The organism is Steroidobacter sp., assembly GCF_036402275.1.
Taxonomy (GTDB): Bacteria; Pseudomonadota; Gammaproteobacteria; order Steroidobacterales; family Steroidobacteraceae; genus Steroidobacter.
In genome coordinates this window covers 247,763-259,898 of the sequence record NZ_DASWTF010000014.1, presented here as the reverse complement: position 1 = coordinate 259,898, position 12,136 = coordinate 247,763, and the positions used below count along the sequence as shown (strand labels likewise).

Genomic DNA, 12,136 nt, shown 5'->3' with positions numbered 1-12,136 from the left:
CCTGCAAGCGCAGGCTAGACCGCCCTCGAGTATTGGGCCGCTTGCGCCGCAGGTTTCGCAGTTAGATATCGATCGAAGCACATGGCGATGATACGCAACAACAGGCGCCCGCGCGACGTGGCCAGAATGCGCGATCGTTCGACCACCGCCAGGCCGTCGCCCACCAGGGGCTGCAGGCGAGCCAGCGAGTCTGCGAAGTAGCGGTGAAAATCGATGTCGTAGCGCCGCTCGACGGCGGCAATGTCGATCCATCCGCGGCACATGAGCTGCTGGATGACCTCGGCGCGCAGTTGATCGTCCTGATCCAGATGACGGCCGCGCCAGACCGGCAGGTGGCCGGAATCGACCGCAGCCTCCCACGACGGTAGAACGCGCGGATTCTGGCTGAAGCTGTCGCCGATGTGGCTGATGGCGCTGACGCCCAGGCCGAGCAGATCGCAGTCGGCGTGCGTCGTATAGCCCATGAAATTACGATGCAAAGTTCCGGCATCGTAGGCGCGGGTCAAGTCGTCCTCGGGCAGCGCGAAATGATCCATGCCGATGTACACATAACCGGCGCCGGTCAGTTTCTCGATGGCCAGGCAGAGCAGCGCGATTCGCTGTTCGGCATTCGGCAGATGGCTCGCATCGATCCGGCGCTGTGGCTTGAATAAATGAGGCATGTGCGCATAGCCATACACGGCCAGGCGATGCGGGCGTATTCCAATCACTGTGTCCAAAGTCTGGCCAAAGCCCTCCGAGGTCTGATGCGGCAGCCCATAGATCAGGTCGACATTGATGGAACGAAAACCGTTGCGACGACAGGCTTTGATGGCGGCGAGCGTCTGCTGGACGCTCTGAACGCGATTCACCGCAGCCTGGACCGCCGGATCGAAGTCCTGAACGCCGAGGCTGGCGCGATTGAGGCCCATGTCCGCGTATGCGGCGATGTCAGCAGCGTTGAGGAAGCGCGGATCGATTTCGATCGAGAAATCGCGAACCGGTGCGTTGCTCAGCTGGAACTGCTGCCCGAGGCTTCTCATCACGTCACGCAGTTCTTCGGGGCGCAAAAAGTTTGGCGTGCCGCCACCGAAGTGCACCTGAATGACCTCGCGGTCGCGGTCGAACAGCGGCCCGGCCAGCGATATCTCACGAATCAAGCGCTCGACGTAGCGGCGTCCGGCCGTGCGGTCGCGCGTGATGATGCGATTGCAGCCGCAATAGAAGCACGGGCTGGAGCAGTAAGGAACATGCACATACAACGACAGGCGCCTCGGAATGAGCTCCTCGTTGCTGCGATGGATGTACTCGCGCAGCATGTCCTCTTGAAAGTGTGGACCGAACTGAGGTGCGGTTGGATACGAGGTGTAGCGCGGCCCCGGCTGGTCGTAACGGCGCAGCAGTTCCGGGTCACAGGTCAGGGTGGCATGGCTCATGAACCTAACTTACGCCTGCGGAGTCCACGGTGGCCCTGATCCAGGTCAAGCGCTCCCCGCGTTGGATTCAACCACGTCCACGCGAGCCAGCTCAGCGGCAGCAGAATCATGGAGTAGACGAGCCATTGTCCGTATCGGCCCTCGGGCCCGTACGGCTCGGTGATCATGTGCCAATAGCCGTTGTCGATCGGTAGCACGCCCGATTCGGTGAGCTCGTGAAATCCGTAGACCAGCAGCTGTACCACGAACATCAGCAGGAAGATCGCGGTCACCTGAAGGAAACGCGCCAGGTGGACGCGATGACCGAACTTCGCCCACAGCATCGCGAGCACCGAGGCCGCCAGCAGTCCCAATACCCCGCCGATGAAGAAAGGGCGAGTCGACGTCTGCACGTAGGTGGCGGACAGCAGCAGCGCCGCCTCCATGCCCTCGCGGGCGATCATCAGCACGGTAAATGCAAACACGCCTATGAACGCCCAGGCGACCGTGCGTCGGGCCGCCTGCGCGACCTGGTCCTCGATCTGCTGCTGCATGAACTTCGATGTGCGCAATACTTGAACCGTGAAAGTTCCCACCAGCACGGCGGTGAACAAAGCAAGCACGCCCTCCCACAATGGCTGATTGTCCGCCTGCGCGAACAGGAGCGAGGCGAGATAGCTGGTCATGAGAGCGACGCCGACGCCGAGATGAACGGCCCGAGCGAGCGCCGGGCGGCCGGTCTTTCGCAAGTATGAAAGTGTGATGGCAACGATCAGGAACGCTTCGATACCTTCACGGAGCGTGATCATGAATGCGTTGAACATGGGACATCCACCTCCTCGAGTCGCAACATATAAGAGGCCCGGAGCGGACCGCCTTGACTTGGATCAAGCGCGGCTCGGTTCGGGCCATCTGCGCACGCAACCTGGTGGACGTCTCGGCGGCGCTCAGAAGCGCCGGCCGATCGACAGGCCGAAGGCGTATGGATCGATCTCGACAGTGCCGAGGCTCGCGCCATTCAACTTCGCATCGGTATCGATGTCGAGCCATCGCGCATCGACGTTCGCGAACCAGTCGCCGCCGAGCTGCACATCGAGTCCGAGTTGCGCGGCCAGACCCCAGGAAGGATCGAGATCGAGGTCGGCGCCGGCCAGAGCGCCCTTGGTTTTTTCATCGAAGAACAAGGTGTAGTTCAGCCCCGCACCCACGTATGGACGCCAGGCGCCGTTCGGGTTGAAGTGATACTGCAGGCTCAGGGTCGGAGGCAGATGTTTGGTCTCTGCAACCGTGCCGCCTCCGTTGAGCTCGATATCGTGCTCGAAGGGCAGCGCGGCGAGCAGCTCGACGCCCCAGTGGGGCGCAAACAGGTACGTGCCGTTGAACGTAAACGCCGCGCCAGTGTCGACATTCACGACGTCGTGGTTGTTGGACTTGGGTCGCACGTTATGAACGCCCATCCGCCAGATCCAATCGCCCGCGTCTTGCGCATGGGCGGCAGGCAAAACAGTCGCGGTGCCGAGAAGGGTCAGGATTGCAGCAGCCAATTTCATGTTCACACCTTGTGTGTTGTAGCCCGAAACCAGATCGGGCGAGCGGCTGCATTTATAAGAGCAAAGGACGCGAACCGCGCTCCGGAGCTTCACGCAGATTCTCCGGACTAGCCCGTGCTGCCCGGTGGCCCGGACGTTCGGTAAGAGGCTGATGTCGTCGTTGAAAACTTATCCCTGCAACAAGCCAGGAGCTGCTGCAAAATAGAGTGGTCTCCGCGCAAACAGACGAGTGAAACTCATGCGTCCCGCATTGCTCTCGCGCACGCTCCACAAGTGGTTGGCTCTGATCGTCGGAATCCAGCTCGTTTTCTGGATGATCAGCGGCTTCTATATGGTGGTCGTCGATCTGGACTTCATCCACGGCGACCCGTTGGTGCGCAACCTCCACGTGCCGCTTCCTCGAGAAGCGCCGAAGCTGTCGTTCGGCGAAGTGGCTCGGCGGTTCGAAGGTGTCACCGAGGCTTCACTACGCGCGCTGCCCGGTTTCTCCGCACCTGTCTATGAGGTCAGCACCGCCAGCGGAAAGTCGCTGGTCGATGCAATGACGGGGCAGGAGCTCTCGCCGCTCGCGGAAGAGTCGATCGGCAATCTGGCGCGGGAGTACTACGCAGGTGAGGGCAAAGTCGCTGCGCTCACGCTCATCGAACGCGACGCGCCGCTGGAGATCCAGAATCGCCCGCTGCCGCTCTGGCGTGTCGATTTCGACGATTGGTTACAGACCAGCCTTTACGTGCATCCAGATACGGGCGTGCTCGTAACCCGCCGCCACCGGTTCTGGCGCTGGTTCGACTTCCTGTGGATGTTTCACATCATGGACTTCGACACACGCACGGATATCAACAACGGTCTGTTGCGTGCGAGCACGATCGCGGGCCTGGTGACAGTCCTGAGCGGTTGCTGGCTCCTGTATTTCAGCTTCCGGCGCAGGCCAGCGCCACGTCGTACGGCTTAGCGCGGACCGACGCTCTCATGGGATTTCTTCGTAAGTTACACAAGTGGCTCGGGCTCATCGTCGGCCTGCAGGTCGTGCTCTGGAGTATCAGCGGATTGATCTTTGCATGGCTCGATCATCACCAGGTCTCGGCCGAACATAGCGTGCGGGAACCGGAGCGTACAGTGCTTCCTCGAGCACCTGCACTGGTCGAGCCGGCGAACTGGCTCTCGACCTCTGGAGAAGGCGAGATTCTGGAGATTCGACTGGCGACCTTGCTCGATCAGTGGGTGTGGCGCGTCCAAACGACGATCGGGGTCAGCCTGCGCAGCGTGGCGACCGGAGAGCCGTTGGTGCTGAACGAGAACCTCGTCCGCGAGTTGGCACAGCGACGATACGTCGGAGACGGGCGGGTGAGCTCCATCGAATTCCATCCAACAACAACCCTCGAAACGAGGGACGCCGCGGCCACTTGGGAAGCCCGCTTCGACGACGAACGGCAGACCACGCTCTACTTCGCGGCGGACGATGGACGTTTGGTCGAGGCGCGCAACAGCACGTGGAGAGTGTTCGATTTCTTCTGGATGTTACACACCATGGACTATCGCGGGCGGGACAATTTCAACAACCCGCTGGTCATCACGGTTGGTTTCGCAGCGCTGTGGCTGTCATTGTCAGGCTTGCTGCTGCTCCTGCGCAGCTTCCGCCGGGAAGATTTCGCATTTCTGACCCGGTGGGCGGCCGGAGGCTGAGATTCGTTCGCAGCCCCGGCCACCTGCATGGATCATTTGCTCAGCTCCGCCGCGACGCTCTCCGCTTCCATTGCCGCGTCCTCGTAGTACTGCGCAAGTCGCTCGCAATGCTTCGCAACGTTCTCATAGCTCGCGGCGCCCTTCGGAGGGGTGCGATTGTGGTAGAGCTTCGCAAGCTTACGATGCGACTCCGCCTTTTCGCGAAGTTGCGTCGCCTCGCTCTTGTACTCCGTGGCAACTTGCTTATCGCTACGATGGTCCATGTCGGACTTGTGCATGTGCATCGGTGGCTTGGCCTCGTCACGGCCCTGCGCAAATGTGGGGCTTCCCCCGAGCAGCAGCGCTCCAGTGGCCAGCGCTATGACGATTCGATGGTTCATGGTTGTTTCCTCACGCTAGGAAGGCGGGATATTTTCGACGGTGACCAGCTTAGAGCGCTGTCGGTCCCACTCCCACTCAGGAAATCACCTGCGGACTAGCGGGAGCCCCCTAGTTTTGCGGGCGACTGAATCTCCTAATCTCATCTCACGATGAGGTAAGCGATCGTGATGCCAGTCAATCCTAGCGACGCCGTTGTCGAGCGAGCCGCGCTCGCGTACCTGAACCGGGAATTCATGGAAAGCGAAGCCGGGCGTCCGATACGCATTCTGTCCGAGTATCTTGCGCCGCTGCGCGCACTGAGAGATGCAGACATACACGACACGGTGGTGTTCTTCGGGTCGGCACGCATCACCCAAGCAGGGCCGCTCCAGCGATATTACGAGGAGGCGCGGGAGCTGGCAGGCAAGGTCACACGCTGGTCGCAGAGCATCTCACGGCATCGATGCTGTCTGGTCGTCTGCACCGGTGGTAGTGGCGGAATCATGGAAGCCGCGAACAGAGGCGCGGCGGAGGCGGGTGGTCGATCCGTCGGTTTCAACATCGGGCTGCCCGCCGAGCAGCGGCCGAATGCCTATGTGGATAAGGAACTGACGTTCCAATTTCATTACTTCTTCATGCGCAAGCTCTGGTTCGCACACCTGGCGCGCGCCATCGTGGTGTTTCCGGGCGGCTTCGGGACGATGGACGAGCTGTTCGAAATTCTCACGTTGAAGCAGACCCGCAAACTCGGCCGCTCGATCTGCATCGTTCTGTACGGGTCATCCTATTGGCGTGAGATCCTCAATCTGGAGGCATTGGCGAAGCACGGCACGATCTCCAGGACCGATCTCGATTTGTTTCATTATGCCGACGATCCGGAAACGGCTTTGCAGATCCTGAAAGACAACGTCCAGATCGATGTGAATGCGCCGTCGCCCGACCTTGCGAGATCTTCGACGCCGTGCCCCGAAGAGTAGCCGAGTGCAGCCGTCAGCCAGCCGGTCGCTCTAACGAGGGGTTGCTTACGGGTTAGCGTCTAAGCGTTCCGAGGCAGTACGCATGGGGCGTCGATCGGGGCACGAGTACGCTCCTTGGCATGTGCGCCCGTCATGCCATCCATGTGCCTGCATTCATCGCGGCGTGGCTCTGCGCCTGCCTGGCTGTTCCGGGCTTGGTTGCTGCGTCGGAATCTGTCTACTCAGACTCGCTGCAGCTCGCGGACGCGGTCAACATGGCCGTTCGCAACCGGGCGGAAATGGCTGCGGCAAACGCGCGTGCCGAAGCCATGGCAGAGCGCCCAGCCATCGTCGGGGCACTCGAGGATCCGATGATCTCCCCATCGATCGACCACTATCCCTTCGATATGCCCAATGAAGAAGGCGAGATGGGCGAGGGCGGCGGCGGGCAGCGCTATGACTGGAGTATCAGCGTCGAGCAGCGCTTCCCGTTGTCCGGCGTGCGTGGATACCGACGAGACGCAGCGCGCGCTGATGCCGATCGCGCCAAAGCGCAGGCCGACAATACGCAGCTCGATATCGCTCTGGACGTGCAGCGAAGCTTCTTCATGCTGCTTGAACGGCGTCGCATGCGCAGTGTGCTGGGAGAACAAGAGGCGCTTGCTCACCAACTCATCAGCGCTTCCAGCGCTCGTTACGCGAGTGGCACTGGTTCACAAGCGGACGTGCTTCGGGCCGAAGTCGAAGCGGCACGCGTGCGCGGAGCGCAGCAGGCGCTTGTAGCGCAGACACGTGCGGCGGAGGCAATGCTCAATTCGAGCATGGGCCGCGCACCGGCCGAGCGGGTTCCGGAGCTGGTTCATGTTCCGAGTCGCGATCTTCCATTGACTGCACATGCCGCTGTCGAGCGTGCCTTGTTGCGCCGACCGGAGCTGGTTGCGGGCGAGGCGGAAATAGCGCGCGCGAAAGCGGAAGTCGAGGTGATGAGATCGATGTACAAACCGATGGCCACTGTGCGAGTCGGTCGCGCATCCACGATGGCGGAAGGACCTGGTGCAATGGTCATGATCGGTGTCAGCGTTCCGATCTGGCGCGAACGGCTGCGGGCAGGAGTCGCGGAGGCGCGAGCGATGCAACGCATGGCCGATTCCGATCTGAGCGCCATGCGCCGCATGGTCGAAGGAGAAGCAGTGAACGCGCGCGAGTCTGTCGAGGCCGCCCGGGCGCAGTTTGTGGTGATCGAGGATGAGGTCCTGCCACGGGCACGGGCGGCCACGGAGACTGCGCTCGCGGCGTACTCGTCCGGCCAGGGCACGCTCATTTCAGTCATCGAGTCGGCTCGTGCTCTGTGGGAAGTTCAAGCGGAACAGGTCATGACGGAAGCGGCGCTTGGGGAAGCGTGGGCGCGTCTACACCGTGCCATCGGTGAAGTGCAGGAGCGAGTGCCATGATCAAGCTGGGCTCTCCTATGGCCATGTTCAGCAGCACGATCGCGCTGAGTCTGCTCATGTTTCTCGTGATCCAGGATCAGAGGCATGCATGGCCGTTCTCTCGGCATCATTCCCTAGGAGCATCCCAAACGGCGCAGACGCATGGACCACGCCCTGACGTCTCACGCAAGGACGCCGCTGCACGGGCGCCGATTGAAGTCCCGGAGCAGCAGATGGAAGCTTTGGGCGTGCGCTTTGAACCCGTGCAGGTGCAGCCGATCGACGATCCTGTCCGTGCGGTTGCTACTGTCGTCGCAGACGAATCACGCATCAGCCACGTTCACGCGCGTATCGCAGGTTGGGTAGAGGAGTTGTACGTCAGTACGACTGGCCAGGCCGTGCGTGCGGGTCAACCGCTGGCCGCGATCTTCTCGCAAGAGCTGTACTCATCTCAGCAGGAATATCTGGCCGCCTTGCGCCGCGCCGATAGCGGCCCGGCAAGTGCGGTGTTGGAGGCGGCGCGCACGCGGCTCGAATTGCTGGGCGTGAGTCGCGCGCAGATCGAGCGACTCGAACAAACAAGGCAGGCGCAGCGGCTCGTCACCATCACAGCGCCGAGAAGCGGCATCGTGTTGAACCGCGGCGTGAGTGCTGGAACGTCGGTGGATCCCTCGACTGTGCTCGTCACCTTGGCTGATCTGTCCTATGTGTGGGTGATTGCGGAGGTGGCAGAGGGTGAGGCTGCTCAGGTGAGGCCGGGCTCCGTCGCGAGTGTGAGCTTTCCGATGACGCAGGCCGAGCCATTCTCGGCAAAGGTCGAGTTCATCTACCCGACGCTCACGGAGCGAACGCGTACGGTCCGGGTTCGGCTTTCCTTGAATAATAAGACTGGCGCGCTCCGGCCCGGCATGTACGGCAGCGCCGAATTCAAAGTCGCTGCACGCGAAGCATTGACGGTCGCGAGGGATGCTGTCGTGGACACCGGCACGTCGCAGCACGTCTTCGTTCATACGGCCGACAACATAATCGAGCCGCGCACCGTGAAGATCGGCGCGCGGCTATCGGATCGGATCGAAGTGACGCAGGGATTGTCGACGGGCGATCATGTGGTGACCGCTGGCGTGTTCCTGATCGACTCGGAGAGCCGGTTGCGCGCCTCCGGCGCCACCGGACACGCAGGACACGGTGGTGAGGCGCAGGTCGAGCGCGCCGATACACAAGCGAACAACAACATGCCAGCGCACGAACACTGACCATGATCGAGCGCATCATAGAATGGTCTGCTCAGCATCGCTGGCTGGTCCTCGCCGCCACGCTCATGCTCGCCGGCTGGGCCATCGATTCGATTCGCAAGACGCCGCTCGATGCGCTTCCCGATCTGTCCGATCCGCAGGTGATCGTCTTTACGGAATGGATGGGCCGCAGCCCCGACCTGGTCGAAGATCAGATCACCTATCCACTCGTGAGAGCCTTGCAGAGCACGCCCGGTGTACGCACCGTGCGTGGCTACTCGATGTTCGGCATGAGTTTCATCTATGCGATTTTCGGCGATGAGACAGACATCTATTGGGCGCGCACGCGTGTGCTTGAACAGCTCGGCCGCGTACAGCAACAACTGCCGGCGGACGTTGCTCCAACGCTCGGCCCGGATGCGAGTGGAGTCGGCTGGATCTATCAATATGTCTTACGTGACGCATCGGGGCGCATGGACCTCGCGCAGCTGCGTGCGCTACAGGATTTTACTGTCCGCCCGGCATTGCAAGGTGTGCAAGGGGTCGCGGAGGTTGCATCGATCGGAGGCTTCGAGCGTCAGTATCAAATTCTGCTCGATCCGCGGAAACTCACCGCCTTCGGTGTGACGCCGCTCGATGTTTCACGCGCGGTACGCGATGCCAACGCGGAGGTCGGCGCCCGCGTTTTGGAGATGGGCGGGCGCGAGTATGTGCTGCGAGGACGCGGCTACGTCAGAACGCTCGATGATCTGGAACAAAGCGTGATCGCCGTCGCAAGCGGCGGCGCGCCGATCCGCGTCCGTGATGTGGCGACCGTGCAGTTCGGTCCCGAAATCCGGCGCGGGGCGGCGGATCTGAATGGCCAGGGCGAGGCCGTCGGCGGCATCGTCGTGATGCGCATCGGCTCGAACGCACTGGATGTGATTCGAGCGCTCGAAACGCAGATCGAGGACTTGTCGCTACCTCCGGGCGTCAGCCTCGTACCCACCTACGATCGTTCCGAGCTGATTCTCGGCTCCGTCGAAACGTTGCGCCTCACGCTCATCGAAGAGGGCATCATCGTCGCGATCATCTGCCTGGTGTTCCTCATGCACCTGCGCTCGGCACTGGTGGCGTTGATCATTCTACCGCTGTCGGTGCTGCTCGCGTTCATCGGCATCCGCTATCTGGGCCTGTCCACGAACATCATGTCGCTGGGCGGGGTGGCGATCGCGATCGGCGAGCTGAGCGATGCGGTGATCGTTCTCATCGAAAGTGCGCACAAACGCCTCGCCGAGGATCCTCGTCCGGAGGACCGCGTCAGAGTCATCGTCGACTCCTGCAAAGAAGTCGGACGCCCGATCTTTTATTCGCTGCTGCTGATTACGGTGAGCTTCCTGCCCATCTTCACGCTGACTGGCCAGGCCGGAAAGCTCTTCGCACCGCTCGCGTATACGAAGACGCTCGCGATGTTCGCGGCTGCTGTGCTATCGATCACGCTGGCGCCACCGCTGATGATCTGGCTGCTGCATGGACGGATTCGGACGGAGCAGCAGAATCCGGTGAATCGTGTGCTCGGAGCGTTCTATCGTCCGATCGCTGCCTTCATCGTACGCTGGCGCGTCGCGGTGACGGGAGTGGCGGCGCTCGCGATGGTCGCGACCATTCCGGTATTCATGCGGCTGGGATCGGAGTTCATGCCGCCGCTCGATGAGGGCTCGCTGCTCGTGATGCCGACCACGTTCCCCGGCATCTCGATCGAAGAAGCTCGACGCGCGCTCAATGCTCAGCATCGAGTGATCGTGGGTTTCGAGGAAGTCGCCACCGTTCACGGCAAGGCGGGACGGGCGGAAACTGCGACCGACCCGGCGCAGCTGGACATGATCGAGTCCGTTGTCACGCTCAAGCCACGCGACGAGTGGCCGCTCGTGGCAACGCCACGTTGGTACAGCGCGTGGGCGCCGGAATGGATGAAGAGTGCGCTACGCCCGTTATGGCCCGATCGACGAAAGCGAACGTTGTCCGAACTGGCGCGGGATCTGGACGCAGCGCTGCGGATGCCTGGCTATCAGATGGCGATCGCGCCACCCATCCGAACGCGCATCGACATGCTCACCACCGGCGTGCGTACACCAGTGGGTATCAAGGTCTTCGGCCCCGACCTCGACAGTATCGAGCGCGCAAGCCTCGAGCTCGAAGGAATGTTGCGACAGGTGCCCGGAACCCGCAGCACTTTCGCCGAGCGGCAGACCGGACGAGAGTACATCGACATCACACCGAATCGGGACGCCATCGCGCGATACGGGCTCAGTGTGCGAGACGTTCAGGACCTCGTCGAAGCGGCGATCGGCGGCATGCCTGTTTCGACGGTGGTCGACGGCCGGGCGCGTTATTCGGTCAACGTGAGATATGCAGCCGATTTCCGTGCCGACCCGCGCGTGCTTCAGGAATTGCTGGTGCCGATTCCTGCAACGGAGTCGCTGCCCTTCTCCAGCGGCGAAACTGCGGGGCGAGGTGCGTCGGCTGCTGCGATGGGCGAAGTGCAGAGCCGTGGCGGCATGGAAGGCATGGGCGAGGGCGGCGGAATGCGGTCCAACGCCGGGGGCGCGCCAAGCATGGCGCCCAGCTCCGATTCAAGCGGAGTTTGGGAGCAGTGGCGGCAAAGCGGGAACGTCGTGCCGCTCGCGGCGCTCGCCGACGTGCGTGTTGTGACCGGACCGCCGATGATCAAGAACGAGAATGGAGCGCTGGTTGGATATGTCTTCGCGGATATCGACAGTTCGCAGCGCGACCTCGGCGGATGGGTCGACGATGCAAAGCGCGTCGTTGCCGAGCAACTGGATCTGCCAGCGGGTTTGCGGCTGCAGTGGACAGGTCAGTATGAGTTCATGGCGGAGCTCGAGGCGCGATTGCGCGTCGTGATCCCGCTCACGCTGGTTCTCGTCGTCGCACTTCTCTATCTGTCCATGCGCGGCTGGGCGCAGACCTGGCTCGTGCTACTGAGTCTTCCCTTTGCAATCGCTGGCAGCATCTGGCTGCTGGCAGTGCTGGATTACAACCTCTCGACCGCCGTGTGGGTCGGCTTGATCGCGGTCGGAGGCGTAGCGGCGCAAACTGGAATCGTGGTCGTCGTATATCTCGACCAGGCATATCAAGAGGCTCTCGCGGCTGGACGGTTACGCAGCGGCAACGACATCGATGCCGCCATCGTGGAAGGCGCGTCGAAGTGCCTGCGCCCCATGCTCATGACCGTTGCGACCACCGTATTCGGATTGATGCCGCTGCTCTGGGAAGCTGGTGTTGGAGCGGACTTGTCCGCGCGAACGGCGGCGCCGGTCGTCGGCGGACTGTGGTCCTGCATGTTCCTCACTCTCCTGGTGCTGCCCGCCGCGTACGCCATCTGGAGACGATGGCAGTTCAGCCGCGCGCCCATCGCAGCGACATTGACCGGATAGCTCCTCATGCTCCGTTAGTGTCTGGCTCCGCCCACGCTCCTCTGACAACCGCGGTCGCCAGTCAGCAATCGCAGAATTTCTGCAGCGTCGATCGATC

At 62.1% G+C, this 12,136-nt stretch carries 10 protein-coding genes; 6 read left to right on the top strand and 4 right to left on the bottom strand.

The window, feature by feature from the left end; all coding sequences use genetic code 11:
• Window positions 1–14: 14 nt before the first annotated feature.
• The 3 genes from hemN to VGD45_RS08155 form a co-directional block, all read right to left on the bottom strand.
• Window positions 15–1,415, bottom strand: coding sequence for an oxygen-independent coproporphyrinogen III oxidase (gene hemN / locus VGD45_RS08165; protein WP_331154787.1), 1,401 nt, complete (start codon window positions 1,413–1,415; stop codon window positions 15–17).
• Window positions 1,412–2,218 carry an FTR1 family iron permease gene (locus VGD45_RS08160; RefSeq protein ID WP_331154786.1) on the bottom strand — a complete coding sequence of 269 codons (807 nt, stop codon included), beginning with the start codon at window positions 2,216–2,218 and terminating at the stop codon, window positions 1,412–1,414. Before VGD45_RS08160 ends, hemN begins: the two co-directional genes overlap by 4 nt.
• A 123-nt stretch (window positions 2,219–2,341) precedes the next feature.
• Window positions 2,342–2,944 (bottom strand): OmpW/AlkL family protein, encoded by a 603-nt coding sequence (locus VGD45_RS08155; protein ID WP_331154785.1) that lies wholly within the window; start codon window positions 2,942–2,944, stop codon window positions 2,342–2,344.
• 238 nt (window positions 2,945–3,182) lie between these two features.
• Here VGD45_RS08155 and VGD45_RS08150 point away from each other — a divergent pair, with 238 nt between their 5' ends.
• Together VGD45_RS08150 and VGD45_RS08145 are read left to right on the top strand one after the other, a co-directional pair.
• Window positions 3,183–3,896 (top strand): hypothetical protein, encoded by a 714-nt coding sequence (locus VGD45_RS08150; protein WP_331154784.1) that lies wholly within the window; start codon window positions 3,183–3,185, stop codon window positions 3,894–3,896.
• A gap of 17 nt (window positions 3,897–3,913) precedes the next feature.
• Entirely contained in the window at window positions 3,914–4,627 is a 714-nt protein-coding gene (locus VGD45_RS08145) for a PepSY domain-containing protein (protein WP_331154783.1), read from the top strand.
• 32 nt (window positions 4,628–4,659) lie between these two features.
• On the opposite strand, the gene VGD45_RS08140 is transcribed toward VGD45_RS08145, so the two are convergent.
• The gene (locus VGD45_RS08140; protein ID WP_331154782.1) at window positions 4,660–5,007 is read right to left on the bottom strand and encodes a hypothetical protein; all 348 of its coding nucleotides are present in this window, start codon (window positions 5,005–5,007) and stop codon (window positions 4,660–4,662) included.
• 168 nt (window positions 5,008–5,175) lie between these two features.
• On the opposite strand from VGD45_RS08140, the gene VGD45_RS08135 reads away from it, so the two are divergent.
• The 4 genes from VGD45_RS08135 (at window position 5,176) to VGD45_RS08120 (ending at window position 12,039) form a co-directional block, all read left to right on the top strand.
• On the top strand, window positions 5,176–5,964 hold the full coding sequence (locus tag VGD45_RS08135) for a TIGR00730 family Rossman fold protein (RefSeq protein WP_331154781.1): 789 nt from the start codon (window positions 5,176–5,178) through the stop codon (window positions 5,962–5,964).
• Window positions 5,965–6,083: 119 nt separating this feature from the next.
• Window positions 6,084–7,394, top strand: a complete 1,311-nt coding sequence (locus VGD45_RS08130; protein ID WP_331154780.1) for a TolC family protein — start codon at window positions 6,084–6,086, stop codon at window positions 7,392–7,394.
• The gene (locus tag VGD45_RS08125; RefSeq protein ID WP_331154779.1) at window positions 7,391–8,626 is read left to right on the top strand and encodes an efflux RND transporter periplasmic adaptor subunit; all 1,236 of its coding nucleotides are present in this window, start codon (window positions 7,391–7,393) and stop codon (window positions 8,624–8,626) included. The genes VGD45_RS08130 and VGD45_RS08125 overlap by 4 nt, the downstream gene beginning before the upstream one ends.
• Before the next feature lie 2 nt (window positions 8,627–8,628).
• Entirely contained in the window at window positions 8,629–12,039 is a 3,411-nt protein-coding gene (locus tag VGD45_RS08120) for an efflux RND transporter permease subunit (RefSeq protein ID WP_331154778.1), read from the top strand.
• Window positions 12,040–12,136 lie beyond the last annotated feature (97 nt).

What these genes read in the sequence shown, in the direction of transcription:
- hemN (WP_331154787.1), bottom strand. Translation starts at nt 1,415, where the DNA reads ATGAGCCATGCCACCCTGACCTGTGACCCGGAACTGCTGCGCCGTTAC.
- VGD45_RS08160 (WP_331154786.1), bottom strand. Translation starts at nt 2,218, where the DNA reads ATGTTCAACGCATTCATGATCACGCTCCGTGAAGGTATCGAAGCGTTC.
- VGD45_RS08155 (WP_331154785.1), bottom strand. Translation starts at nt 2,944, where the DNA reads ATGAAATTGGCTGCTGCAATCCTGACCCTTCTCGGCACCGCGACTGTT.
- VGD45_RS08150 (WP_331154784.1), top strand. Translation starts at nt 3,183, where the DNA reads ATGCGTCCCGCATTGCTCTCGCGCACGCTCCACAAGTGGTTGGCTCTG.
- VGD45_RS08145 (WP_331154783.1), top strand. Translation starts at nt 3,914, where the DNA reads ATGGGATTTCTTCGTAAGTTACACAAGTGGCTCGGGCTCATCGTCGGC.
- VGD45_RS08140 (WP_331154782.1), bottom strand. Translation starts at nt 5,007, where the DNA reads ATGAACCATCGAATCGTCATAGCGCTGGCCACTGGAGCGCTGCTGCTC.
- VGD45_RS08135 (WP_331154781.1), top strand. Translation starts at nt 5,176, where the DNA reads ATGCCAGTCAATCCTAGCGACGCCGTTGTCGAGCGAGCCGCGCTCGCG.
- VGD45_RS08130 (WP_331154780.1), top strand. Translation starts at nt 6,084, where the DNA reads ATGTGCGCCCGTCATGCCATCCATGTGCCTGCATTCATCGCGGCGTGG.
- VGD45_RS08125 (WP_331154779.1), top strand. Translation starts at nt 7,391, where the DNA reads ATGATCAAGCTGGGCTCTCCTATGGCCATGTTCAGCAGCACGATCGCG.
- VGD45_RS08120 (WP_331154778.1), top strand. Translation starts at nt 8,629, where the DNA reads ATGATCGAGCGCATCATAGAATGGTCTGCTCAGCATCGCTGGCTGGTC.